The sequence below is a fragment of the Phycisphaerae bacterium genome, from assembly GCA_041652575.1.
Classification (GTDB): Bacteria; Planctomycetota; Phycisphaerae; order Sedimentisphaerales; family UBA12454; genus UBA12454.
In genome coordinates, this window is sequence record JBAZHC010000002.1 from 159046 (window position 1) to 184131 (window position 25086).

Annotated in this window: 22 protein-coding genes and 2 tRNA genes; 12 read left to right on the forward strand and 12 right to left on the reverse strand. The window is 44.0% G+C overall.

Annotated elements, in window-relative coordinates; translation table 11 throughout:
- Positions 1 to 19 precede the first annotated feature (19 nt).
- From WC496_02305 to WC496_02335, 7 genes are all read left to right on the forward strand, one after another.
- On the forward strand, positions 20 to 745 hold the full coding sequence (locus WC496_02305; GenBank protein ID MFA5291849.1) for a hypothetical protein: 726 nt from the start codon (positions 20 to 22) through the stop codon (positions 743 to 745).
- Between the two features lies 1 nt (position 746).
- Positions 747 to 1637 carry a branched-chain amino acid ABC transporter permease gene (locus WC496_02310; protein ID MFA5291850.1) on the forward strand — a complete coding sequence of 297 codons (891 nt, stop codon included), beginning with the start codon at positions 747 to 749 and terminating at the stop codon, positions 1635 to 1637.
- A gap of 3 nt (positions 1638 to 1640) precedes the next feature.
- On the forward strand, positions 1641 to 2510 hold the full coding sequence (locus WC496_02315) for a branched-chain amino acid ABC transporter permease (protein MFA5291851.1): 870 nt from the start codon (positions 1641 to 1643) through the stop codon (positions 2508 to 2510).
- A 3-nt stretch (positions 2511 to 2513) separates the two neighbouring features.
- Positions 2514 to 3299 (forward strand): ABC transporter ATP-binding protein, encoded by a 786-nt coding sequence (locus WC496_02320; GenBank protein ID MFA5291852.1) that lies wholly within the window; start codon positions 2514 to 2516, stop codon positions 3297 to 3299.
- On the forward strand, positions 3289 to 4011 hold the full coding sequence (locus WC496_02325) for an ABC transporter ATP-binding protein (GenBank protein ID MFA5291853.1): 723 nt from the start codon (positions 3289 to 3291) through the stop codon (positions 4009 to 4011). Before WC496_02320 ends, WC496_02325 begins: the two co-directional genes overlap by 11 nt.
- Positions 4012 to 4251: 240 nt before the next feature.
- A tRNA-Tyr gene (locus WC496_02330) sits at positions 4252 to 4334 on the forward strand.
- A 166-nt stretch (positions 4335 to 4500) separates the two neighbouring features.
- Positions 4501 to 4574, forward strand: a tRNA-Cys gene (locus WC496_02335).
- Between the two features lie 97 nt (positions 4575 to 4671).
- Here WC496_02335 and WC496_02340 read toward each other — a convergent pair.
- On the reverse strand, positions 4672 to 6159 hold the full coding sequence (locus WC496_02340; protein ID MFA5291854.1) for a DUF2142 domain-containing protein: 1488 nt from the start codon (positions 6157 to 6159) through the stop codon (positions 4672 to 4674).
- Between the two features lie 51 nt (positions 6160 to 6210).
- On the reverse strand, positions 6211 to 6354 hold the full coding sequence (locus WC496_02345; protein ID MFA5291855.1) for a hypothetical protein: 144 nt from the start codon (positions 6352 to 6354) through the stop codon (positions 6211 to 6213).
- Here WC496_02345 and WC496_02350 point away from each other — a divergent pair.
- The 3 genes from WC496_02350 (at position 6353) to WC496_02360 (ending at position 10494) form a co-directional block, all read left to right on the forward strand.
- Entirely contained in the window at positions 6353 to 7873 is a 1521-nt protein-coding gene (locus tag WC496_02350; GenBank protein MFA5291856.1) for a glycosyltransferase family 39 protein, read from the forward strand. The two genes, WC496_02345 and WC496_02350, sit on opposite strands and share 2 nt — an antisense overlap.
- Before the next feature lie 24 nt (positions 7874 to 7897).
- Positions 7898 to 9658 (forward strand): glycosyltransferase family 39 protein, encoded by a 1761-nt coding sequence (locus WC496_02355; protein MFA5291857.1) that lies wholly within the window; start codon positions 7898 to 7900, stop codon positions 9656 to 9658.
- Positions 9659 to 9771: 113 nt separating this feature from the next.
- Positions 9772 to 10494 (forward strand): DUF502 domain-containing protein, encoded by a 723-nt coding sequence (locus WC496_02360; GenBank protein MFA5291858.1) that lies wholly within the window; start codon positions 9772 to 9774, stop codon positions 10492 to 10494.
- A 51-nt stretch (positions 10495 to 10545) separates the two neighbouring features.
- Here the strand turns inward: WC496_02360 and WC496_02365 are convergent, their stop codons facing one another.
- Genes WC496_02365 through WC496_02390 form a run of 6 tightly spaced genes read right to left on the reverse strand, consistent with a single transcriptional unit; the run spans position 10546 to position 19168 of the window.
- Positions 10546 to 12024: a hypothetical protein gene (locus tag WC496_02365; protein ID MFA5291859.1), complete on the reverse strand. Its 1479-nt coding sequence runs from the start codon at positions 12022 to 12024 to the stop codon at positions 10546 to 10548.
- Complete coding sequence (locus WC496_02370; GenBank protein ID MFA5291860.1) at positions 12021 to 13487, reverse strand: trypsin-like peptidase domain-containing protein; 1467 nt, start codon at positions 13485 to 13487, stop codon at positions 12021 to 12023. Before WC496_02370 ends, WC496_02365 begins: the two co-directional genes overlap by 4 nt.
- A gap of 56 nt (positions 13488 to 13543) precedes the next feature.
- On the reverse strand, positions 13544 to 15808 hold the full coding sequence (locus WC496_02375) for an O-antigen ligase family protein (GenBank protein ID MFA5291861.1): 2265 nt from the start codon (positions 15806 to 15808) through the stop codon (positions 13544 to 13546).
- Entirely contained in the window at positions 15786 to 16901 is a 1116-nt protein-coding gene (locus WC496_02380) for an MraY family glycosyltransferase (protein ID MFA5291862.1), read from the reverse strand. Before WC496_02380 ends, WC496_02375 begins: the two co-directional genes overlap by 23 nt.
- Before the next feature lie 4 nt (positions 16902 to 16905).
- The gene (locus tag WC496_02385; protein ID MFA5291863.1) at positions 16906 to 17442 is read right to left on the reverse strand and encodes a DUF4416 family protein; all 537 of its coding nucleotides are present in this window, start codon (positions 17440 to 17442) and stop codon (positions 16906 to 16908) included.
- Entirely contained in the window at positions 17429 to 19168 is a 1740-nt protein-coding gene (locus WC496_02390; GenBank protein MFA5291864.1) for a proline--tRNA ligase, read from the reverse strand. Before WC496_02390 ends, WC496_02385 begins: the two co-directional genes overlap by 14 nt.
- A 205-nt stretch (positions 19169 to 19373) precedes the next feature.
- Between WC496_02390 and WC496_02395 the strand changes: the two genes are divergently transcribed.
- The gene (locus WC496_02395) at positions 19374 to 20369 is read left to right on the forward strand and encodes a tetratricopeptide repeat protein (GenBank protein ID MFA5291865.1); all 996 of its coding nucleotides are present in this window, start codon (positions 19374 to 19376) and stop codon (positions 20367 to 20369) included.
- 9 nt (positions 20370 to 20378) lie between these two features.
- The gene (gene lspA / locus WC496_02400) at positions 20379 to 20942 is read left to right on the forward strand and encodes a signal peptidase II (protein ID MFA5291866.1); all 564 of its coding nucleotides are present in this window, start codon (positions 20379 to 20381) and stop codon (positions 20940 to 20942) included.
- Positions 20943 to 20945: 3 nt separating this feature from the next.
- Here lspA and WC496_02405 read toward each other — a convergent pair whose 3' ends face one another.
- The 4 genes from WC496_02405 to WC496_02420 all read right to left on the reverse strand — a co-directional run bounded on the left by WC496_02405 (position 20946) and on the right by WC496_02420 (position 25002).
- A complete protein-coding gene (locus WC496_02405) occupies positions 20946 to 21338 on the reverse strand; it encodes a bifunctional nuclease family protein (GenBank protein MFA5291867.1) in 393 nt (130 codons plus the stop codon).
- Between the two features lie 103 nt (positions 21339 to 21441).
- Positions 21442 to 21780, reverse strand: coding sequence for a hypothetical protein (locus tag WC496_02410; GenBank protein ID MFA5291868.1), 339 nt, complete (start codon positions 21778 to 21780; stop codon positions 21442 to 21444).
- Between the two features lie 69 nt (positions 21781 to 21849).
- Entirely contained in the window at positions 21850 to 22215 is a 366-nt protein-coding gene (locus WC496_02415; GenBank protein ID MFA5291869.1) for a GxxExxY protein, read from the reverse strand.
- 78 nt (positions 22216 to 22293) lie between these two features.
- On the reverse strand, positions 22294 to 25002 hold the full coding sequence (locus WC496_02420; protein ID MFA5291870.1) for a valine--tRNA ligase: 2709 nt from the start codon (positions 25000 to 25002) through the stop codon (positions 22294 to 22296).
- Positions 25003 to 25086 lie beyond the last annotated feature (84 nt).

The window sequence follows — 25086 nt, forward strand, 5'->3', positions numbered from 1 at the left end:
ATAATTGGAATATGTTCTGATGGAACAAGAACAACCACAAAACCAACAACCCGAGAATATGGTAATGTTTAGTAAAACAGCTTATAGTGTTTTAAAGAATATCATACTATGGCCAAAAAACTTTCATTGGGTAACATTTTTTGCTACTTCTACAATACCATTTCAAACATGGATGACTCCTACTTCTTTTTTGTATTTTTGCCTAACCACAAGTCGTTGTGCAGATTGTACGAGAATTTTCTTAAATTCTAACACTATAGAACAAATTAAAAATTCCGATGAAACCTTATATGCTGCCACTATTTTGCAAGCTCATGAGATATTTAATCTTCGCACACATTTTTTTACGTACGATCAAGTTTATAATTTTTTAAATGAAAGCCAAACTACTACATGGCCGACTAGATGCAAATCACTGTATCGCACAAAATTAACTAAGGAGGCAATACAAGATTTTATTAAAAATCCTAAATACTTAGACTTTGGGTTATTAGAAAGTGCAAATCAAGCAGTGTTACTCTTACCTATAAAGCAAAATGGAATAATGAATATTGAGGTAATAACACAAAAAACTAATTTGTGCGAATGTTTCAATAGACTTGTTTATGAAGCAAATTTATCGCCATTTAGCATTGTCTGCAAACCAGAAATAGTATTAACTTATCGACGATTAAAAGAAACTTTAGAAATAGGGAAAGAAATAACGCCTGCCGGGGATGTCAGATCTGACTATTTTTTAAACTAAGATGAACTTTATTATTAATGGATTAATTATTGGGAGTATTTACACACTCATCGCTGTGGGCTTTGTCCTTATTTATCGTACAGTCCGTTTCTTTCATTTTGCCCATGGTGCGGTTTATGCAGCGGGAGCGTACTTGGCGTATAGCGTATTGCGGATAGCGTTTAGTGAGAGTAATTCACTTGTGGCGCTGATTTTAGCCGTATTGGGAGGAGTAATTGGGGCCGGGATAATCGGAGTCCTTATTGACAGGATGATTTATAAACCGCTAAGAAGGAAAAAAGCACCGAATCTGGTCTTTTTAATCGCTTCATTCGGGGTATTTATCTTTGTCCAGAATTTTTTGCAGTTAATCTATGGCGCTCAAATTCTTACTATCCGAACCGGGCCGGTAAAAGAAGGCCGTCATTTCTTAGGCGCAATAATTACAGATATCCAAATAATGATTTTGATTGTCTCAGTGTCCCTCTGTGTCGCTCTGTGGCTATTTATTAAGTATACCAAACTCGGCAAAGCGATGAGAGCAGTTGCTGATGACCCAATGGCCGCCAGTATCGTCGGCATAAATCCGGAGCGGATTATCCTTGCGGCGTTTGCTATCGGTTCGGCTCTGGCCGGGGCTGCCGGAATCCTTATTTCGCTTGAGACTAATATCGAGCCAACAATGGGAATGAACGCCATACTCAAAGGAATCATCGCATCCATTATCGGCGGAATCGGCAGTATTCCGGGTGCAATGCTCGGCGGACTCTTCCTCGGCCTTGCCGAAAATTTGGGGATATGGAAAATCTCCGCAGGTTGGAAAGACTGCATCGCCTTTGTGATTTTGATTGTATTTTTATTGCTCCGCCCCGGCGGGATTATGGGAGTAAAATCGACAGGAGAAAAACTGTAATAAATGGAATATTTGCTGCATATTTTGGTTATAACGGGCATTTATATTATTCTGACGCTCAGTTTGAATTTGCTTGTCGGCTATACGGGTCTTGCTGCATTAGGGCATGCGGCGTTTTCCTGCGTGGGTGCGTATGCTTCCGCACTTCTTGAATTAAACTACGGTCTCTCGCCGTGGCTGGGGCTGTTAGTCGGGGCTTGTGTTGCAGCCGTTTTAGGTGCTTTTATTGGTATTCCATCTTTGCGGCTGAAAGGCGACTACTTAGCCATTGCGACCTTTGGGTTTGGCGTGATTGTATATTCCGTTGCTAAAAACTGGGTATCTTTTACTCGCGGCCCGATGGGCCTGCCGGGAATACCGGCCTTTTCAATCTTTGGTGTTCAGTTATCTGAGGTCTGGCAGTATCTGGTTCTTGTCGCTGTTTTTGTCTTTATAACATATTTTGTGATAAACAGAATAGTCAATTCGCCTTTTGGCAGAGTGCTGAGGGGCATTCGTGAAGATGAAATAGCGGCTCTTGCTATGGGCAAGAACATAAATAAATATAAGATTATAGTTTTCATCGTTGGTGCTTTTTTCGCAGGCATCGCAGGAAGTCTTTACGCCCATTATATCACGTTTATCGACCCATCGAGTTTTACTGTAATGGAGTCGATAACGATTCTCCTGATGGTTGTCTTCGGCGGAATGGGAAGTTTAGGCGGCTCTTTTGTAGGGGCTGCTGTTCTTGTTATATTTCCGGAGATGTTGCGGTTTCTGGGTATGCCAAGCTCTATAGCGGCACCGCTGCGGCAGATGATTTATGGTTTATTATTGATTATCCTGATGCTTAAAAGGCCGCAGGGTATTCTCGGAACATATCGGTGGAAATGATAAATGCCTGATAACACAAATATATTTTCCGCTTCTGGCCTGAGCAAAGAATTTGACGGCGTCAAAGCTCTTGACAATGTCTCTTTTGAATTAAAAAAAGGCGGTATTACCGCCCTGATAGGCCCCAACGGCGCGGGTAAAACGACTTTGTTTAACATCGTTACTGGTTTTCTCAGGCCTGGTGACGGTAAATTCTTTTTTAAGGGAACGGAGATTACTTCTCTTAGTCCCTGGAAAATCGCACGAATTGGAGTCGGCAGGACTTTTCAGAACATCAGGCTCTTTCCACAAATGACGGTCCTGGAAAATGTTATGCTTGCGTTGAAATACGATAAGGGTGAAAGCTTAGCAGGTGCTTTGCTGCAAAGCAAAGCATTGAAAAAAGAAGACAAGGAAAATACCGAGCACGCTCTTGAACATCTAAGAGAAGTCGGCCTATTAGAAAAAAAAGGTGAACTTGCTGAAACCCTTTCACACGGACAAAGAAGGCTTCTTGAGATAGCACGTGCCTTGGCTTTGGAGCCGCAGCTTTTGCTTTTTGATGAGCCGACAGCCGGTCTTTTCCCGGGAATGGTTCCGAAAATGAAACAAATCATTCGTCAGCTTGGCCTGTCGGGCAAAACTATTTTTTTTATTGAACATAATATGAAAACCGTTATGGACCTTGCTGAAAGGATTATTGTTCTCAACTACGGCAAAAAAATAGCTGAAGGCACACCCGAACAGATTCAACAGAACCAAGTAGTAATCGAAGCCTACCTGGGCAGGAGAAGAAAAATTGCTACTTGAGGTAAAAAATCTGACTGTTCGATACGGCACTGTAACGGCCTTGAAAGATGTCTCCTTTACGGTCAATGAAGGTGAAATTGTAGGAATGATAGGTCCGAACGGAGCAGGTAAATCTACATCCCTTAAGGCTGTTGCCGGTCTATTGAAAGCTGGAAATGGTACTATTGGAAGTGGAGAAATACTATTTAATGGTAAAAACATCAAAGGGCTAAGAACCGATCAACTCGTTGTCCGGGGTATATCTTTGGTTCCGGAAGGCAGGCGTGTTTTTCCAACAATGACGGTGCTGGAAAACATTCAAATGGGAGCTTTTCAGCGTAGAGACAGGGCATTAATCAATAAAGATATTGATTTAGTTTTTTCACTTTTTCCTAAGCTTAAGGAAAGAATTAAGCAAAAAGCCGGCACTCTTTCTACCGGCGAGCAGCAGATGCTTGCTATGGGCAGAGCGCTTATGCTGAAACCCAAATTATTATTGGCCGATGAACCTTCTTTAGGTCTGTCTCCCAATTTTGCGGAGTTGATTTTTGAAAAACTTGTGGAAATCAATAAAAATGGTACCAGCGTATTGTTGGTCGAGCAAAATGCTGTAGAGGCTTTGCGAATAGCTCATAGGGCTTATGTATTCAGTATCGGCGAAATCAAACTGAACGATACAGGCCAAAATCTGTTGAATAATATAGAGGTCAAGAAAACCTTCTTGGGTGGCTAAAATTTCTTCCCTCTATACCCTACACCCTATACGCTCTATCCGCTTCACGTTATTCTGCTGTTTTGCCTCCAGTGACTCCAATAACTATCGACTATCAACTAACAACTATCAACTTATATACCAAATGGTGACTTTGTGGCTAAAGCTCTTGCAAAAGATAATTTTTCTGGTAATATATTGTTCTGTATTTAGTTGTTAACTCTAACTGCTTTACAGGTAAAGAGTTATAATTAGCAAAATGGGTCGGTGCCCGAGCGGCCAAAGGGGACGGGCTGTAAACCCGTTGGCGCAAGCCTACGTTGGTTCGATTCCAACCCGGCCCATTTTTTTTAATAATCCGGATAGTGAATATCGAAACTTGAATTAGGTGCAAAATCTGAATATTCTGATTTTGCTGATTTGGATTTCTAATATTTGAAGTTTTCTGATTCGGATTTACAATTTTCGGATTCTGTTGATTTTGTTTTTTGTATTTCGGTTTTCTTTTTCGGCGGCGTAGCCAAGTGGCCTAAGGCGACGGTTTGCAAAACCGTTATCCGTGGGTTCGAATCCCACCGCCGCCTGTCCTGAGGATATCAAAAGATATATTGTTATTACAGACCTGTATAATAACCTATCCTGAAGGGGAGACAAAAGACAGGTTGTGTAATGAGAGAATGGTCAGCCAAGATGAAACCAATTGTAAGGACTTGCAAACACCTTCCAGGTCAATATTATTTCCGAAATAGTAATAGCAGCAACCCAGAAAACAACCAATATCAACGGATTAAACCTAAGCTTTAACGCTGTCAACAGCTTTTCCAGGCCATTCAGATATAGAATAAGAAACGGTACCAAAGCCGTTACTATCAATCTGCCCGACGTGAAATAAGGGTGCTCCTGCGAAGGATACCAGCATTTTCCATAGTCATAAAGTACAGATAAAACAGCTAACATCAAAACCGATACGGCTATCAAAACAAAACTAAGCTGAAAAACAGTGCGCTGACGCTTTTGCTTGTTCCTGAATAAAAAGACCAGCGATACCAACAGAAAAACACCAGTTGAAATTACATATAACAAATCAAAGAAATTCGACGATATTCTTTTTAAATGCCATACAAATTCACCCCGCCAAAAAGTTTTTGTCAGCTCAGTAAGGAAAAACATAAGGCCGCTGAGACTGAAAATCGGGTGATGCCAAATTTGCGAGAACGGCCTGACTTTCCATCCTAAAAAGTCGATTTTGGCGGCATCGCCGGTTATGTCGCCCAAGACGATATAGTTTCTTATCATCCAGAGGCAAAGAGGGATTATCGATACTCCAAGCAGAACAAAGAGCCTGAGAATATTTTCTTTTAACTTTCTTTCGGTGATTATCTGCCTAAACTTCAGGATGATTACAAGGCCCAATAATGCGAGCATTGTAATATTCGTTATTTTATTCAAAAAAGTTACGGCGATTACGGCCGCGGTGAAGAAATAAAAAGACAAAGATTTTTCCTCGAATAGTATTTTCATAAGCATAAAAAAAGACAGCGAAAACAACAAAGGGGAGAGGGCATCGTTAGTTATGGAATAAAACGAGTCCTGCGGGAAAAAGGCCACCATTATCGGCAAACCTTTCTGCAGGAAATTATTATCCGGAAACAAAAGTTTTCCTGTCAGATAAGCAATCCAAACCATCGCGATGAACACAGGAATATTCAAAAATCTCAGGAAGTAAATCAAATCCCCTTTATTTAATCCTATGAATTTTCCCCAATTCGAGCACTGTCCGGCGCAGAGATAATATACCGGGAAAGAACCCGTTTCGTGATTTATCTCGCCAAGATAGGAGTCGAGACGGTTTTGAAAGTCTTCTGTTTTTTCTACATCAGGATATTTCCATAACGGGAGGATATCTGAGGCAGAAACGGCGCCGGAGAAATATTCCGGGCCGGCATATATAATTAATAATTCCAAAGTCCTGCGGTCGTAGCTTTCTATGCCTTTTTCGGGGATGCGACCTTCGGCATATTTACAAACCAAATCGAGATGGGCAGGCTCATCGACATTATTTCCTATGGGGAAAGCGGCATTAAAAATGAAAACTCTTATGCCTGCCAAGACAAGTATCGCGATGATGAATTTTCTGCCGGGACTATTTTTTGCTTCCTTTTTATTCATATTTGACAGTATTATAATATATAGTATTGGGAACGCAATAATGGTCTTTTTTTAAGATACGATAAAAAGAGAGATTAAAAAGGTGTCGCCTAACGTTCGAAAGCCATCGAGTCCCAAAAGGACTTTATCCAGTATCCTGTTGGCAGCAGTTCTTATATTGCTGGTTATGGTTACGATAATAATCAGGCTTCGCATGCTTGATATTCCTCTCGAACGTGACGAAGGCGAATACGCTTACGCAGGGCAGTTGATGCTTGAGGGCGTTCCGCCATATTCATTGGCTTACAATATGAAGATGCCGGGCATTTATGCGGTCTATGCGGTGATTTTAGCAGTTTTCGGTCAGAGTGCATCCGGCATTCATCTTGCCGTACTGTTTATCAACGCCGCGACAATCATACTGCTCTTTTTTATGACAAAGAAACTTTTTGGGCCGATTGCCGGTGTCGGGGCGGCAGTTTTTTTCGCGATTACTTCAGTAAGCAGAACCCTTAATGCATCGGCAAACGCGGAAAATTTCGTTGTTCTGCCCGCGATAGCTGGAATAATGCTTTTAATAAATTTTATTAACACTAAAAAGTATTTATTCCTTATAACGGCCGGTATCCTGTCCGGTATCGCTTTCCTGATGAAACAGCACGGGGCGGGGTTTATACTTTTCAGTTATTCAATTCTTTTTTGGGATCAGGTTCATCAAAAGCCGATGAATTACAAAAGGCTTTCATCTGTAATTCTTATTTATTCTTTTTTTACAATTTTGCCCTTTTTGATTACCTGTTTAATTTTGTGGTATTGCGGGGTGTTTGAGAAATTCTGGTTCTGGACGTTCGAATATTCGCGGCAATACATCAGTATAACTTCTTTTCATGAAGGCTTTGCAAATTTAAAAGAGGCCCTGCGGCAAATAGTTTCATCGGCTCCTTTTGTATGGCTGTTCGCGCTGCTGGGCATTTCGAGTATTATCTGGAACAGAAATATTCGCAAATATGGTATGTTCCTTATCAGTTTTTTAATTTATTCTTTTCTAATGGTTTGTCCGGGGCTGTATTTTCGCAATCATTATTTTGTTCTCTTTTTGCCTGTATTATCCATATTGGCAGGAGCTGGAGTTGTCGCCATTCAGGATTTTGCAGGTAAACGCATAAAGTCGGCTTCTAAAGCAGCTTTTATCTCGATTTTAATTATTCCTGCAGTCTGGTTCGAGAGTTTTTACAGCCAGAGAAGTTATCTTCTGGAATCGGACGCTTTTGTGCTGTCACGGGCCAATTTTGGTTTAAATCCCTTTCCGGAGGCGCAGAAGATAGCGGAATTTATAAAGGCTAATTCCAATAAGGATGACAGGATAGCGGTGTTAGGTTCCGAGCCGGAGATATTTTTTTACTCTCACAGGCGTTCGGCTACCCCTTATATTTATGTTTATCCGCTTGTGGAGCCGCATCCTTACGCGGTCGATATGCAGCGTGAAATGATTAATCAGATCGAAGCTACCAAGCCGAGATTTGTTGTTTTTGTGAAATTTCATTATTCCTGGCTGTTCAGGCCTGAGTCTGGGAAACTAATTCTTGACTGGGCGGATAACTATGTATCTACCCATTACCGCCAAATTGGCCTTGTGGAGATTGCCGTTCAGGGCCAGACATTATATCACTGGAATTCAGTTGCCAAATCGTCAAAAGGCGACTATTTAATATTTATTGGTGAACGAATTGATTAGATTAACTTTGATAGTTTATAAAAAATGAAAAAAATAGTTTCTGATAATCCAAAACCGACTGATTCTAAAAGTATCTTATTTAATATTTGCCTGACGATGCTGTTTATATTACTGGTATCTGTTACGGTAATTATCAGAATCAGAACTCTTAATGTGCCGCTTGAACGTGACGAGGGCGAATACGCTTACGCAGGGCAGCTAATGCTTGAGGGCGTTCCGCCATATTCATTGGCTTACAATATGAAGATGCCGGGCATTTATGCGGCGTATGCGGTGATTTTAGCGGTTTTCGGGCAGACTGTATCCGGCATTCATCTTGCCGTACTGTTTATCAACATGGCAACGGTCTTATTCCTCTTTTTTATGACTAAAAAACTTTTTGGGCCGATTGCCGGTGTCGGGGCGGCAGTTTTTTTCGCGATTACTTCTATAAGCAACACTATCCAGGCAACGGCTAACGCAGAGAATTTTGTCGTTTTTTTCGCGATGGCCGGAATAATTCTTTTGATGAATTTTGCCGAGACAAAGAAATATCTTTACCTTATAACAGGCGGCTTGCTGCTGGGCATTGCTTTTATGATGAAACAACACGGAGCTGGATTTATACTTTTCGGTCTGTTTTTTTTGATTTGGAAGCAAGTTCGTCAAAAACCGATAACGTGGAAGAAGCCGGTATTGGTAATCGCAATCTACGGGATTTCCGTTCTTGTGCCGTTTTTGATAACCTGTTTGATTTTATGGCGCTGCGGGGTATTTGAAAAGTTCTGGTTCTGGACATTCAACTATGCCAGACATTATGTCAGCGTAGTTCCTTTTGCGACAGGTCTTGGGTATCTTAATGAAACTCTCGGGATAATAGTTCCATCGGCATGGTTTGTCTGGCTGTCGGCGTTATTGGGTCTTTTGCGTATTTTACGGGATAAGAAGATTCACGAACAAAGCGTATTTGCTGCCGGTTTTTTAATATTATCCTTTGTGTCTGTTTGTCCGAGTTTTTATTTCCGTCCCCACTATTTCGTTCTTTTTTTACCGGTGCTTAGCATATTGGCCGGTGCAGGCGTTGCTGAGATTAAGAATTTAGTCGGTCGCAATATAAAGTCAGCGGCTAAAACTTCCTTTATTTCAATCTTAATCATTTTGGTTATATGGCTTCAGAGTTTTTACAGCCAGAGAAATTATCTTTTGGAATCCGACCCGATTATTCTTTCAAGATATACCTTCGGCAGATTTCCTTTTTCGGAGGCCCGTGAGATAGGAAATTTTATAAAGAATCATTCCGGCAAGGAAGACAAAATAGCAGTGCTCGGCTCCGAACCGGAAATATATTTCTATTCGCAGAGACGCTCAGCTACTTCGTATATCTATACTTATCCGCTTATGGAGCCGCAGCCATATGCTGTCGATATGCAGCGTGAAATGATTAGTCAAATTGAAGCGAATAAGCCGAGATTTGTTGTAGTAGTAAGATGCTTTGATTCGTGGATAGACTGCCCGATTATGGAACCGCAGCCTTATGTCGTCGATATGCAGCGAAAAATAATCACTCAAATTGAAGCAAATAAGCCGGGATTTGCTGTGGTAATGAAGGGCCTTGATTCGTGGACGGACTGGCCGGGTTCGGAAAGATTAATCTTTAACTGGATAGACCAATATGTATCCTCCCGCTACCGGCAAATTGGTCTTGTAGAAATGTTTCCGAGGAAAAAGACGCTGTATTATTGGGATTCGGCTGCGAAACCTTCAAAGAAGGACGGCTGGTTATTTGTCGGCGAGCGTATCGACTAAAAATAACAAGACAAAGCCTGTTTTTTTAAAAAAGGTCAAGGTCTCCTTAATATTTGACAACAGAAGGCTAATTGCATATAACTTGATTAAAAGGGAATTTACGGGATAAAACAATGGCTGAAAGATACGACGAAAAGCTGAACAGGGAAATAAAGATTAATATACGCAAAAACCTGATTTCAGGGGTGCTTATAGCAGTGCCTTTTGTGGTCAGCCTACTGATTATTCAATGGCTTTTTAAGGCGATGGCCGGCCTTCTGCAGCCGGTGGTGAGCAGAGTTTTGCCGTGGCTGGCGAAGTTTGTTATTACCAGTCCCGTTCCTGACACTTACCAGCGTATCGCTGTGACGACTATGTCCGTAATATTGCTTGTTTTGCTGCTGTATTTTGTCGGCGCAGTCGGACAGCTTGTTATAGGCCGGCGTTTCATATCGATTGGCGAAAAACTGTTTATGCGAATACCGATAGTACGCACAATCTACGGTTCGAGCAAACAGGTTATCAAGGCGATGTCGATGCCGGACCGAACGGTGTTTAAATCGGTAGTGCTGGTGGAATTTCCAAGACCGGGGATGAAAGCGTTTGGTTTTTTAACGGGCTATATCACAGACCCTGACGGAAGAAAATACTGCAAAATATTTTTGCCTACGACACCGAATCCGACGACAGGATTTTTCGAGATGGTTCCTCTTAGCGATGTAATTATGACGGATTTGAGCATCGAAGACGGGTTCAAGATATTTATTTCCGGCGGTGTAGTTTCGCCTGATACATTCAATTATGTTAAAAATAACCACGATGCGATAAATGGGGAACAGGAGCAAAAACAGTCCTGAAGCCCTGAATTCTGCCATTACTTAGAATATTCCACCTGTTCTTAAGTTGTCTTATTTGGAATTAATATTTGAAAGTTTATCTATGCCGTAATTTTGGGCTATTTCGAGGCCGGCAGAGTTGAGTTGGCTTCTGTCCAAAACAATAGCGGGCTGAGACATCTCGAATTCTATCAAATCATATTTTGCCTGCTGGTTCAGCGCAAGGGCGACTGGAATATCCTTCATCGAACCGATTTTCATTCCGTTAATACTGTCAACAACAAACTGACCGAGGTTGTGATAGCCAATATTGATATTGGCAGGCAAACAATAACTTAAAACAATAATCTCTTTCCGCTGGTCGGTGGGTTTAAAAGCCTCGTTGAGCAGATAATTGTAAATGTGCGGCTCAACCTTTCCCCGCCAATCGCCGCCTCTTCCGGCAAGATAACTTTTCGTAAGCTTCTGGAAGATACAGCCGCCTACGATAATATATTCGGGCTGACGGTCGAATTCGTACCAGGGGACGAGCATTTGGGATACGTCAAAGTTTTTGACAAATGTTTCAATTAATTGTTTTTTGCCGTCGCGCCAGAGTTCGAAGGAGATTTTATCGCCGGCAGTTTTGTTCGTAATCAGATAGTCGAAAGAGAGCATATCGAATTGAGGATGTTTAAACCTGCCGTAGGGGTTAAGCTCGAAACTGTCGATGGAAAGCAAGACATCGCCGGTTTTGAGGACATCACTGCCGGTGCCGATTGTATAAATGTCCGAGATGTAAATGCCATTTTGAAGGTCGTCAGGCATTTTGAGATATTTTCTCATTGCCGGTTCGAGGAGCCTGGATGCATCAAAACCAACGGAACCTGTGCCGTTATATGCTCCGTTTTTAACATCTGCTAAAAAACGGTTAATAACCTTTGCGGGAATAATGCCGGCCTCCTTATTTTCGTTTGACCATGAGGCGATGCCGAGTGGTTTATTGTCGAGACAGTATAGCTGTCCGGAAGCGGTGCTGTCGGATATTCCGGCGGCTACGAAAGTGAGTATTTGAGAAAATGAAATTGTAGAAGAATCGACCGATGCTCTGTCGAGAAAACCTCTGCCGCTGTACATCTGACTGCCTGCCGAGAGCCAGTAGAAATTAACGCCTGCACCTTTTTTATATTTTTCACTGAAGACGAGCGGGACGAGAGGTTTGCCCGGCGAGTTGGCGTCCAGTTCGATAAGCGCGAGATTGCATTCGTAATCGATGACTTTTATTTTCGCCTGTATATAGTCGTTACGGTCGGCTTTGCGGACCCTGATAAAAGCGGCGTTGGCGACGTTATACGCGGTGGTTATGACCTGATTGCCCGCGACTGCGCAGCCGATGCCGAAACCTTCAGTAAGGTCCCTGTTCTTCCACGGCTGGTACTGCTCGTAGCCGTAATACGATATCTGAAGATAAACGATGGAGTTTTTCAGAGTTTCGCTGATGTCGGCATTGCCGGCGAAAACAGGAAACGGCAAAAGAATGATGAAAGCAATAATGTTTATAATTTTTTTCATAATTGATTCTCCGTGAATGCCCAGGATGGAATATTATATTTTTTCAAAATGGCATCGTTTCGCTGATGAGCTTGCCTGGCGTCCATCAGCAGAGGTTTTTCAGAATTCATAAATTTAAGGATGTAAAATTCGCAATCCTTGTTTTCAAAAGCCTTGCGGACATCGCTGATGCTGCGTACAGGGATATCATTAATAGTTTCGAGCGGTTTATTTATAAACTCATCGGCGTAGGCGTTCATCTGGTCGGGCAGGATTTCCGCAAGCACGACATATTCCTTTCGAAGCCTGTCTTTGTTGAGCTGCTGCGAATCGCTCATAAGATATCTGAGGGTATGTGGAATATCGCTAATCCAGTTTTTGCCCCATGTCTCAAGAAAGTTTCTGTTTGCGGTAACGAATGTAAGTCCGGCAAAGCAAACATAAGGCGGAGGATTGTCGTAAAGCCGTGCAATTTCGAAAACAGGACGATTGAGCTGAACCTGTAATTTCGCGGTTTGCTTTTGGCCGCTGCGCCAGAACGTCAGGTCAACGGGCTGGCCGATTTGTTTTGTCTCCACGACTTCGGAGAGATGATATTTCTGGCCGTAAATCATAACCATACCATCGTTATCCACGTCGTAATTGTCGATTTGCGTAATACAGTCGTTTTTCTGCAAGACGTTTTCGGCGGAACTGTTAAGCAGTACCGCGGTTACGACGACGCCCTGAGTATTTTCTGGCAGCTTTAGATAATCTTTATAGCTGTCGTTATGAAGACCCGCGAAGAGCATTATGCCAAGCGAACCGAATCCATCGTATTTGCCGTCGTTTACGTCGAGCAGAAAATGCTCGATGACAGTAGTCGGTATCATATAGCCTATGTTGTCAGCCTGCATCATTCCCTGAAAGGCTACGCCGACGACGTTGCCGTCGAGTACCACAGGACCGCCGCTGTTGCCTGGGTTTATCGCGGCATCGGTCTGGACGACGAGATGGGCATCGGCACCGGTGTGGACATAGGCATCGGTCTGGATGCGGGAAATAACACCTTCGGTAACGCTGATATGCGTGCCGCCCATAGGAAAGCCATAGGTCGATACGGTGCTGTTGACCTGCGGAAGAGTGCCGAAGCTGAGGGGCTGGGTGTTTTCAAAGAAAGAAGGGTCGGTCGGTTTAACTATCGCCAGGTCGCAGTCATGGCCGATAAATTCGACGGTCGCAGGATATTTTTTCGCGACGTTTTCTTTTTTGAGGATGATATATCTGTTATCCGATACGTTGTGGGCGTTGGTTAGAATCCTGTCGCCTGCGATTATAAAACCTGAGCCTACACCCTGAGAGATAGAGGTTTGTTTCCACGGCGTCGTATAGTCGAAAGGCTGCTTTACAATCTGAATCATAACTACCGATTTCGACATATCAGGCTGGGCAGTACAGATAGCAACTGAAATTAAAAGTATGGAAATTATTGCGGTTATCTTCATATTTTTCTCCATATTAACTGTGTCTTTTGGTTGTCGGCTGCGCGAGGCTTCGACGGTTAATCCTTATTTTCCTCATTCCGGGTTAGTTGTTCAAGTCTTTCTTTTGCGAATTTGTAATTTACTTCTCCTATTCTGCTGAAGACTTCTTTTCCGGGATACATAATTTTAAATTGTTCCCTGTAAGCATCCTCGATGGCTATGGCCTGGGCGTAATTGTCGATGGCAATATCAATTTTGTTAATCTGCTGTGCGGCAGTAGCAAGAGTCAAATGCAAATCTGCCGAGGCTGGATAGAGACTGACGGCATGGCTGAGCGATTCGAAGGCTTTTTCAAACCATAAAAGATGCTGCGGCGGCGATACCTCGGCAAGTTTTTGATAAACTTCGGCCAGGTTTTCGTAATTTTTGAAATTCGCAGGGTCTCTTTGTATGGCGGCCTGAAAGGCTTTTTCAGACTGGAGCAATATATCCTGATTTAGTGATGGGTCGACCTTGAAATTGTACAAAGACATCATACCTTTTAGGGTCGGCGGTGCAGGATTGAACCGGTCATCAGTAATGGCCGAGTCAAGTATCGCGGAAGCTTCCCTGAGCCGGCCATAGGATGAAATCGTCTTGGCGTTTTCCATTTTTACGGCGGTTTTTCCAACAGGTATTATGTAAAACCACAGCAAAGCGGCAGCCAAAGCCGCAGCAAAAACTACCAAAGCCGTAGTTTTCAGCCGCGAAGGATTTTTAATTTCAACAGTTTGAGAATTCAACGATTGCGAAATTATTACCGCCAGAGCTGCCCAAAAGGCGGTCATAATGCCGGGCTCGAAAATCGCGAAGTCGATGAGGTTGTGAATCAGTACCGCGAATATTCCGCAAAGCAAAGGCGCGGTCCATGTTGAAAAATCATCGTAACTTTTCCTGCTTCTTACGCAGAGCCATAAGGTTGTGCCGAAGAGAAATGCAGGTGCGGCGTACATCACGGCAAAAATATAAACGGTGACAGCAATCTCATCGGCAAGTTCTGTTCTGACGGCAAGGGGCCGCAGAAAAAGAAGAACCAGAACAGCAGATACGCCGCAGATGCGTACTGTCGCGGAAATGTCATCTTTGTCTGTAAGCGGTTTAATCTCAGGGCTTTTCAGTGCCCTGATAATCGGCACAAAAAGAGCGCAGCAAAATCCCGTAAGACCGATTATGCCGTAACTGCTCATGATACTTAACACGAAACAGTGAGGGTCGCGGACGGTTTCGAGCGCTTCAGGAATTTTGTAATGTGTATAGAAGGAGCCGAAATTGCTGCCGCCTACTCCAGTGAAAAAATGGTCGGTAATCATCGCGGCCGAGGCAACCCAGTACTGCCACCTGACGAGCATCGAATTGCCGCCGGGAAGTGTGTTATGTTTAAGGCCGTAAGAGATTATAACGAGAACCGCCGCGATGGAAGCGGCGACTGCGGCGGAAAAGATGGAAAATTTATGAGCTTTGAGAAATTTCGCGAACAGGCTCGAAATCAGCAAAACAAAAGAAGCGAGGATAAATGCCAGTAAAGCTCCTTTGCTGGCGGTGAGCAGAAGGCCGAAAAAGAGGACAAGCAGTATTACTATCGGCAGGACAAATGTTTTTAACGGTTTCTTCCTGAACTGTTTTAAACCCGGACCGAAGACTGCGAGGGCGGAAAATATGGCCAGATTAAAGAAACATCCTGCGCTGTTGCTGGTGGAGAAATAACCTTTTGTATCACTGGAATAGAGCCTGTGCTCGTAAAGCATCTGCTGGAACGAACCGGACTCTATACCGAGTCTTTGGAGCTGATATTCAGGTTCGTTCTTATATTGATCAATCATCATTTTATTGCCGCTGATAAACTGGTCGAGGCACTGATAAACATTCGCAACGCCTATAGCGATAATAACAAAAAGCAGAGTACTTCTTCTCGTTTGTCGGTCAAGAAGCTGGACCATGGCGATTGCCGAAATGATGACGGCCAGAAGTGTGAGCGAATCGTTCATCGCGGCTCTTCGGTTCGAGGCAAAGTATGTACTTACGGCCGCGGCGATGACAAACAAAAACACTCCGTACTCAATGCCGGTATGTTTATAACTGTGATTGCGGCGGCGTAATAAAACGACAAACCATATAACAGATGATAAAAGCAGAATGCAGGAAATACATATACTCAGGAAATTGTCATAAAAAATGCCTTCAAGGCTGAAAGATTCTATAGCGGAATTTTCAGTGAAACTCAATCGCAAGGCAATTATGCAGAGAAAAATAATAAAAAGTACCCCTGAGGCGAGGTCTTTTTTAATTTGTGTATTTTTTATCATTTTTACCCGTGGATTCGAGAAGAATAATGATTTCAAGAACCATTATGGTCTGCAGAAAGACGAGCAGCCCAAAAGGCCATACGGCCCTGGTAAGCACTATGGCACCGAGCCCTGTGGCGATGGTGGCAAGATAAAGCGTCAGGACGGTCTGAAACTCACTCAGGCCGAGTTTCTTAAGCCTGTGGGAGAAGTGCTGAGTATCGCCGATGAATGGGCTTTTGCCCTGGCTGATTCGCAGAACGGTTACACTGATAAAATCGTAAAGAGGAATCGCCGTTATGACAAGTGGCGCCAGAACGGTGTACCACTGATTATCGTCTGACTGGTGATAGTATGTTGTTTTGAGCGTAAGAAAAGCTATGAAAAAACCTACAACCAGCGAACCGGCGTCACCCATAAATATCGAGGCCGGATGAAAATTGAATACGAGAAAACCTACCAGTGTGCCGGCGAAAATTATTGCAAGGCCTGCGACGAAGGCCTGATTTGAAAGAGTCGCAATGACAAACAGAAACAGAGAGATAATTAAAGCGATGCCCGCGCTGGCACCGTCCATATTATCGAGAAAGTTGAAGACATTGATAAGAAGCACAATCCAGAAAGAGCTTAAAATAGATGTGATTATTTTGCTTTCGATAAAAAGCTCAACCCTGACGTCTCCCCAATATGCCGCGGCAAAAGCAGCGGCGAATTCCACCAGCAGTTTAGGCAGAGGTTTGAGATTTTTCATATCGTCCCACAGGCCGAGCAAAAATAATACAGCTGCACAGGCGATAGTTATCCATAACTGCATCGATTTATTCGCGAAGCCCTGAATGTAAGGCTCGAAATCCCTGCCGAAGACCTCGGTTGTTCCATCGGAGACAAGTATTTTAATAAGTGTAAGTATAGTCAGGCAGGCAAGCGTAACCGTAAGAAATATGCTGATACCGCCGCCCATCGGAATGATTTTTTTGTTGAAACGGTCGCTTTTAGGATGAGCCAGCAGCCCAATCCTGACGGCAATCCTTTTCGCGGCAAGCGTCAACAATATAGATGTGACAAACGCCGCCAGAAAACAAAGTATGGAAAATACTCCAAGCGATTCTTCCATAAGATTACTTCCTTAATTGCTGAACAAGTTTATCCCTGACCTGACTGAAAAAGTCATGATATCTGTCTTCCTTATGGTCGGGAAAGGTATATTCAAACGACGTCCACCGACCTTTACTGAAAATAAGCGTTACTTCGGCCCATATTTTTTTGCCGATATAAATCCGATGCGAAAAATTTTTCGTACTGGCGAGGACCAGCTTCGATGGTTCGATATAACCGGGGTCGAGATTGACAGGCCGGCTCAAATCAATATCCAGCACATCGGCAAGTTTCGCTTCCATTTTATTCATCGTATGCTTGATTGCAGCCAGCTTATCCGGAGCAATCAGCTTTTCGACCGTTATAAACTTTTTTACAATCTCTTTACCCATCTCATTGGCGTAATATTCCGTGTGCCTGAAAGGCCATGCGGGACTTTCGAGGTCGCAGGGGCCGAACCGGGCCTTAATCATATCAACGGCGGCATCAACGGCATCGACATCGCAGCCGAGTATGCCGATAATCAGTTTAACCGGGTCAGGTTTTTTAAGCGTCCACATTTAGTTCGGCTTTAAGTTTCTCAATCAATTGTGATATTTTTTCTTTTACCTGTCCAAGGGGGACTTTTGTAATTTCTTTTTCGCTGCGGAGTTTAATTTCGGCATTATTTTCAGCGAGGGATTTGGCGCCGATTGTTATTCGAACCGGTATCCCGATAAGGTCGGCGTCCTTGAATTTGACTCCGCCGCGGGCGTCCCTGTCGTCGAGCAGCACATCAACGCCGGCGTCAGTAAGTTCGTTATAAATTTTTTCAGCGGCAGCGGAAATTTCTTCGGCGTTGCCGGCCGGTGTGATAATGACCTCGAAAGGCGCGATGCTTATAGGCCAGATAATGCCGTCACTGTCGTGAGATATTTCAATGGCGGAAGCGACGATTCTGTTTATACCGATGCCGTAACAGCCCATTATGCAGGGCTTTTCGGTGCTGTCCTTATCGAGGAATTTTGCTCCGAGCTTTGCGCTGTATTTGATGCCGAGCTTGAATACCTGTCCGACTTCGATACCTCTTTTAAAGATTAATTTTTTGCCTTTGTATGTATCGCTTTCGACTGCGTTTCGTATGTCGGCGATTATTACGTTTTTACCTTCGAGCGGGAAATCCCGGCCGGGCACGACATTTCTTATATGATAGTCTGTTTTATTGGCGCCCGTTATGCCGGCTTCGATTGTAAGAACTGAATGGTCTATAATAAGTCTGTTAATTTTTTGAGTAATGCCGACAGGGCCGGCGAAGCCGACTTCGGCGCCGGTAAGATTTTTAATAGTCTCTTCATCCGCAAGTTCGATGGATTTGCCGACGGCGCAACGCAATTTTTCAGGATTGATTTCAAAATCTCCCCTGACAAGGGCAAGAATTAATTCGGTTCCCGATTTGTAAACGAGCGTCTTGATAAGGTCTTTGGCGTCTGCTTTTAAAAACGCGCAGATTTCATCTATGGTTTTCCGGTTTGGAGTGTGAATTTCCTCGACAGGTTTGTGATTTTTATTTTCTGTTTTCGCGGGCAGGGGGTCAACCGGTGCTTTTTCGATATTCGCCGCGTAGCTGCCGTCTTCGGTCTGGACGATAATGTCTTCGCCGGAATCGCAGGGGATTGTGAACTGATGAGAGCCGCTGCCGCCCATTTCGCCGGACTCGGCCTCGACAATTACATACTTGAGGCCGCATCGTGAGAATATTCTTTTATATGTTTCGTACATCACTTTATAAGTTTCGTCGAGACTTTCATTATCAAAGTGAAAACTATAAGCGTCTTTCATTATAAATTCACGGCTTCGCAATACGCCGAACCGCGGCCTGAACTCATCTCTGAACTTGAAGCTGATTTGATAGAGATTGACCGGCATCTGTTTATAGGAATTTATTTCTCCTGCGGCAAGGCTCGTAACGACTTCTTCGGCGGTGGGGGCAAGGACGTTTTCCCTGCCGTGGCGGTCGGTAAAGTGCGCCATTGTCGGGCCGTAGTCGATGTTTCTGCCGGTCTGCTGCCACAGTTCCATCGGCTGGACGGAGGGCATCAGGATTTCCTGAGCGCCGCTTTTGTCCATTTCCTTACGGACGATATTTATAACCTTTTTCAATGTCCGCCAGCCTATCGGCAGATAGGTATATGTTCCGCTGGCGAGTTTCCGCATCAAACCTGCGCGAAGCATCAACTGATGGCTCGAAATCTCGGCATCTGATGGAACTTCTTTAACGGTCGGGATTAAAGTCTTGCTGTATCTCATGTTTTTCCCTGATTCTTCAATTTTCTCCAGTTTAACGTAACTGCTTGTTATTAAACAAATTTATATCCTTAAAAGGCGCGTTTTGCAAGATAAACTTTAGCCTGCAAGTTTTCTTAAAACCTTTTGACAGCGACTCTTACTTTGGTATAATTCCCGCATGGGATTTAATTTTGACAGGATAAGTAGCTTATGAAAGGATTTATTCATGCCTGAAAAGCTCAAGTTTATCGCTATAAGGCTATTTTTTTGGGGAATTTGCGCCGTTATTTTTTCAGGCTGCCAGGAAGCGCAGAAAAAAGATGACAAATCGGTCGCCCTTTATGTCGATGCGATAACACTCAGTGAGACAAACGAACCTGACCAGGCGATAGTCAAATTACAGCAGGCGGTGGCGGAGAATCCCAAATTTGCCCTTGCCTATTCGCTTATGGGAAATATTTACCTTCAGCAGAATATGTATCCGGAAGGCGCGGAGGCATATCAAATAGCCACAGAGCTTAATCCATGGTCGTTCGACGATTTCTGCAATCTTGGCAGGGCGTATCGGCTGATGGAAGATTACACCTCCGCGGCACAGGCTTACTCAAAGGCCTGTTCTCTTGACTCGCAGAATACTTCGGCCCTGTGCAGTGCGGCGGGTGCTTATTACAAAATCGGCGATTACGAATCTGCGCTTCAGTTCGGCAAATCCGCCAAGGACCTCGACCCGACCGACAGCGAAATCGAAAAACTGATGGGCGATATATACACCGCTCGCAAAGACAACGAAATGGCTGTCGAATCGTACAAAAAGGCTCTCGATCTCGATGCCAACGACCCGAATATAATGTTTTCTCTTGCCGCGGCGTATATACAGACATCAAGACTCGATGAAGCGAGGAAACTGCTCGAAACAGTTGTTACGATGCAGCCGAACAACGCTCTTGCCTTCAGACATCTCGGCTATGTATATCTTAAGCTGAGGGAAATTGATCTTGCTGCGCAGCAATATGAAAAAGCCGTTGAGATAAGTCCCGGCGACTGGCGGGCACATAAGGGAATCGGCGTTGCCTATATGATGAAATACAGAGTAATGAAAAGTTTCGATAATCCCGACGCGAACGATTATAAACAGAAGGCGCTTGCTCACTGGAGCAAATCGCTTGATTTAAATCCTTCGCAGGATAATCTCCTGAAATTATACAGAAAATACGTAAAATAGAGGTACGGTTTGGCCGGAATTTCTGACAAATGCAGCCGATCCTGCATCTTAAGCAGGGAATTAAGCGTTCCTTCGGCGCATTTACTTTTCTGGCCCGTTTTTATAATCGGTCTTGCCGCGGATTTATGGACCAAATCTGCAATCTTCAACTGGCTCAGTTCTCTCGCTCCCCAGCGTTATGATATTATTAAAGGTTTTTTTCAGCTTGTACTCGTTGAGAACCGCGGCGCCGCGTGGGGAATAGCCGCCGGCAAAACTATGACGCTGATAGTTCTTTCAGTTACAGCGATTGTAGTGGTATTTTCTATTTTCCTGTTCGGCAGAAAACTGCAGATGCTTGTTGTTCTTGCGCTGGGTTTATTCGCGGCAGGTATCTGCGGCAATTTATACGACAGAATTTTCAACGACGGCAGCGTGCGCGACTTTTTGGATTTTTATTACGGCGAATGGCATTTCCCTGCGTTTAATATTGCCGATTCGATGCTTACAATAGCGGTATTTTTTTTAATCCTGACGACAATTTTTACCCCCAAACCGCAAACAGATGTCACAAATTCTGATTCTGCCGCCTAAACCCTACATTTTCTCGAATACATGTTCGGCCACATAGAGCGGCACATCCGAGGCGGCGGCTATAGCGATAGCATCGCTGGGGCGTGAATCAACTTCCACTTTTTTGCCGTTGACGCTAAGATGAATTGTCGCGTAATAGGTATGGTTTTTCAGGTCGCTTACCACGACCTTCTCGATATTGGCGCCCAGCGATTCAATTACATTGCCCAGCAAATCGTGCGTTAAAGGCCTGATGGTCGTTATGCCTTTCAGCCTTCGGTCGATAGCCATTATTTCAACAATGCCGATTACTATCGGCAGGGTGCGTGTACCATTTTTTTCCTTGAGGACAATAACCTGCTGCTCGCAGGTCTCGTCAATAATTATCCGGGACAATTCTACTTTAATTTCAGCCACAGAGTTTTTTCCTTTTATTTTTAGCCACAGAGCTCACAGAGCCCACAGAGAAAATTATTATAGCCACAGAGAACACAGAGTTCACAGAGAATTTAGAAATTAATTAATCAATATTTCTATCTTTTCCAAACCCAAAAGACTTATTATGTTCCTCTGTTTCATCTGGGGTTAAAAAAGCCATCATTGTTGAACGTAGTGTTTCGGCAAGGATTAACAAATCTGCCCCAGGGGTCGAATCTATAATTTCCGGAAAATTTTCTACAGGTTTGCCGTGGGTTGTTTGTGTAAAATCTTTAAAGAGTTTTTTCAATAAATCAACAGAGAGCTTTCCTGGTGTTATACCGATTGAAACAATCTGCCTTAGCCCGATACAAAAACCTTCTAACTGAGCAGCCAGCATAAATGTTCCTGATCGTTTAATCGGACTTTCTTTTTCATCCATATCTATTCTCCAATAATTTTTTTAATAAAACTATTATTTTTTTACTTGTCTCTGTGTTCTCTGTGGCTGTCATAGGGAGACCCTTTTTACGCCATCAATCAATCTCTTTTCTCCGAAGTTAATAATCAATCCTCTTTTAAGGCTTGTTGCTTTGAGATATGAAAGAGTCTGAGCCAAAGCCACTTCCGGCATTTTTGACAGAGATTTTATTTCTACAACGACTTCATTTTCTACAAGCAGGTCAAGTTTTTGGCCCTTGAGAATATGCCCTTTATAAAAGAGGTCGCATTCAACCTGTTTCCTATATTTTATGCCCCTCAGGCCAAATTCAAAGCACAAGGCTTCTTCATAAATGGATTCGAGCAATCCCGGCCCAAGTATATCGTGCACCTCTATTGCGGCCCCAATAATTTTTGCCGTTAGTTCATCACTCATATATATACCCTCTGTGTCCTCTGTGAGCTCTGTGGCTAAATATTATTTATATCTCTGTGTTCTCTGTGAGCTCTGTGGCTACTTCAGTTCCGCTAAATTTTTCTCTATCGCATCGAGCTGCTGCTGCAATTCGGCAAGTCTCTGTTTTGTCTGTTCGACAACTTCCGGCTTTGCTCTCGATATAAAGTTTTCATTGCCTAATTTCGCCTGGTTCGATTTCACGCCGGCAAGGATTTCGGCTTTCTGCTTTTCAAGTCTTTTTCTTTCCGCTTCAGCGTCAATCAGACCCTGAACAAATATCTGAATCTGTTCGACGACCGCGGCGGCGGCATTGTCCGGCTTCGCTTCGTTCGGCGACGCTGTGAATTTATCGAGACCTGCCCGGTCGCAGATTAAATCGGCGTTGTCATTGATGATTTTTGAAATTTCAGCCGGTGCGTTTGCCGATGCTGTCAGTTTTTTACTCGGCGGTACAGTGTATTTATTCCTGATTTCACGTATCGCCCGAACAATATCCTGCACAGTCGTTATTCGGCTTTCAATTTCCGGCTCAATAAAATCATCTAAATCCTTCGGCCAGTCGGCGATAATCAGCGCATCTGCCGCTTTAAGTTCTATAAGACCTTTAAGCCCTCTTTTCGGCGCGATTTCGTTAAGCTTCTGGAATATGCCTTCCGTTATAAACGGCACAAACGGATGAAGCAGCCGAAGCGTCATATCAAGCACAAAGGCGAGAATATTCTGTGCGGCGGCTTTGCCGGTTTCGTCTCTCATTCGTGCCTTGGACCATTCGAGATACCAGTCGCACAAGTCGTTCCAGAAAAAACGGTAAATCGACATCAGCGGCTCGCTTACCTTGAAATCGTCGAGCATAGCCGTGACTTCTTTTACAGTCGCGGCCAGTCTGGACAGAATCCATTTATCCGTGATTGTCATTTTATTTTTGTCGAAAGCATCGAAATCGATGCCTTCAAGATTCATCATAGCGAATCTCGATGCGTTCCAGAGTTTATTGCAGAAGTTCCTGCCGATATCGAATTTTTCGCTGATGTTTTTGCCCTGGGCGTCTTTTGTTACCGGCAGTTTCAAATCCTGGCTTTCGGTCGTCATCTGGCAAAGGCTGAACCTCATGGCATCGGCGCCGTAAGTTTCGATAATATCGATAGGGTCTATGCCGTTGCCTTTGCTCTTGCTCATTCTTTCGCCGTTGCCGTCGAGAATTGTCGGATGAATAAAGACGTCGTTGAACGGAACCTCGCCCATATTTTCCAGACCCATCATAACCATACGCGAAACCCAAAGCGTGATAATATCGCGGGCGGTAACAAGCGTATTTGTCGGGTAGTAGAATTTCAGTTCTTCCGTCTGCTCCGGCCAGCCGAGCGTGCTGTGCGGCCAAAGCGCAGAACTGAACCATGTATCGAGAACATCTCCGTCCTGCTGTAAATCTTTCGATTTGCATTTTTCGCATTGTGTCGGGTCTTCGATGCCGGTATTGTTATGTCCGCAATTCTGGCAGTACCAGATTGGAATGCGATGTCCCCACCAAAGCTGCCTGCTGATGCACCAGTCGCGGATGCCGTAGAGCCAATCGAGATAACTTCTGCCGAACCGTTCCGGATGAAATTTAATTTTGCCGCTCTCGACCGCTTTAATCGCTTCTTTGGCCAGGGGCTTGACGCTCACGAACCACTGATCGGAAAGATAAGGCTCAATTATATCGCCGCTGCGGTCAGAATGGCCGACTTCGTGCTCGTGCGGCTCGACTTTTTCGAGCAGACCCTGAGCCTTTAAGTCCTCGACGATAACTTTTCGAGCCTTGAATCTGTCGAGGCCGGCATATTTTCCGCCGTTTTCGTTTATGTTGCCGTCAGGCGTCAATATGTTTATCATTTCAAGCTTGTTTCGCTGTCCGATTTCGTAGTCGTTCGGGTCGTGGGCGGGGGTTACCTTCAAAAAGCCTGTGCCTTCGCCGAGCTTGACGTAATCGTCAGCGATAACAGGAATCTGCCTGTCGGTGAGCGGCAGATGTACCATTTTGCCGACGAATTGCTTTGCCCGTTTATCCTTCGGATTTACCGCAACGGCTGTATCGCCGAGCATCGTTTCCGGCCGGGTTGTCGCAACCGTTACGAAACCGCCTCCATCGACAAGCGGATAATGTATATACCAGAAATTTCCCTGAATTGTTTTGTGAACTACTTCATCGTCTGAAACAGCCGTTTGCAGAACAGCGTCCCAGTTGACGAGTCTTTTGCCGCGGTAAATCAATCCTTTTTTAAAGAGATTTACGAAAGTGTGCCGAACGGCCTTTGCGCACATATCGTCAAGCGTAAAGCGTGTTCTTTCCCAGTCGCAGCTTGCTCCGATTCTTTTTAATTGTTCGAGTATTTTATTGCCGTATTGTTTTTTCCATTCCCAAATCATTTCGACGAGTTTTTCGCGTCCGATATCGTGGCGTGTCCGGCCTGTTTGGGCCTTGAGATTTTTTTCAACGACCGATTGCGTCGCGATACCGGCGTGGTCAGTGCCGGGCAGCCAGAGGGTATTGAAGCCCTGCATACGTTTGAAACGAATAAGGACGTCCTGAAGCGTGTTGTCGATTGCGTGGCCGAGGTGCAGAGCGCCGGTAACATTCGGCGGGGGGATTACGATTGTATAAGCGAGCCCTTTCCTGCCGCCTTTGGCCGGCGGCTCGGTATGAAAGTAATTGCCTTTCTCCCAAATTTGCTCGGAGAGACGTTCGATTTGATTCGGTTCATATATCTTTGATAATTCTTCTGCCATAACTATAGTCCAATTGTGTATTTATACCATTTAGCCGTAAAGATTTAAAAGGGTGATTCTAACAAAAAAGGATTATTTCCGCTA

Bases quoted from the DNA above. Each gene is read 5' to 3' on its own strand.
- WC496_02310 (MFA5291850.1), top strand. From the start codon at position 747: ATGAACTTTATTATTAATGGATTAATTATTGGGAGTATTTACACACTC.
- WC496_02395 (MFA5291865.1), top strand. From the start codon at position 19,374: ATGCCTGAAAAGCTCAAGTTTATCGCTATAAGGCTATTTTTTTGGGGA.
- WC496_02380 (MFA5291862.1), bottom strand. From the start codon at position 16,901: ATGGAAGAATCGCTTGGAGTATTTTCCATACTTTGTTTTCTGGCGGCG.
- WC496_02315 (MFA5291851.1), top strand. From the start codon at position 1,641: ATGGAATATTTGCTGCATATTTTGGTTATAACGGGCATTTATATTATT.
- WC496_02370 (MFA5291860.1), bottom strand. From the start codon at position 13,487: ATGAAGATAACCGCAATAATTTCCATACTTTTAATTTCAGTTGCTATC.
- WC496_02415 (MFA5291869.1), bottom strand. From the start codon at position 22,215: ATGAGTGATGAACTAACGGCAAAAATTATTGGGGCCGCAATAGAGGTG.
- WC496_02320 (MFA5291852.1), top strand. From the start codon at position 2,514: ATGCCTGATAACACAAATATATTTTCCGCTTCTGGCCTGAGCAAAGAA.
- WC496_02355 (MFA5291857.1), top strand. From the start codon at position 7,898: ATGAAAAAAATAGTTTCTGATAATCCAAAACCGACTGATTCTAAAAGT.
- WC496_02360 (MFA5291858.1), top strand. From the start codon at position 9,772: ATGGCTGAAAGATACGACGAAAAGCTGAACAGGGAAATAAAGATTAAT.
- WC496_02345 (MFA5291855.1), bottom strand. From the start codon at position 6,354: ATGCGAAGCCTGATTATTATCGTAACCATAACCAGCAATATAAGAACT.
- WC496_02350 (MFA5291856.1), top strand. From the start codon at position 6,353: ATGCTTGATATTCCTCTCGAACGTGACGAAGGCGAATACGCTTACGCA.
- WC496_02410 (MFA5291868.1), bottom strand. From the start codon at position 21,780: ATGGATGAAAAAGAAAGTCCGATTAAACGATCAGGAACATTTATGCTG.
- WC496_02385 (MFA5291863.1), bottom strand. From the start codon at position 17,442: ATGTGGACGCTTAAAAAACCTGACCCGGTTAAACTGATTATCGGCATA.
- WC496_02340 (MFA5291854.1), bottom strand. From the start codon at position 6,159: ATGAATAAAAAGGAAGCAAAAAATAGTCCCGGCAGAAAATTCATCATC.
- WC496_02375 (MFA5291861.1), bottom strand. From the start codon at position 15,808: ATGATAAAAAATACACAAATTAAAAAAGACCTCGCCTCAGGGGTACTT.
- WC496_02365 (MFA5291859.1), bottom strand. From the start codon at position 12,024: ATGAAAAAAATTATAAACATTATTGCTTTCATCATTCTTTTGCCGTTT.
- WC496_02305 (MFA5291849.1), top strand. From the start codon at position 20: ATGGAACAAGAACAACCACAAAACCAACAACCCGAGAATATGGTAATG.
- WC496_02420 (MFA5291870.1), bottom strand. From the start codon at position 25,002: ATGGCAGAAGAATTATCAAAGATATATGAACCGAATCAAATCGAACGT.
- WC496_02390 (MFA5291864.1), bottom strand. From the start codon at position 19,168: ATGAGATACAGCAAGACTTTAATCCCGACCGTTAAAGAAGTTCCATCA.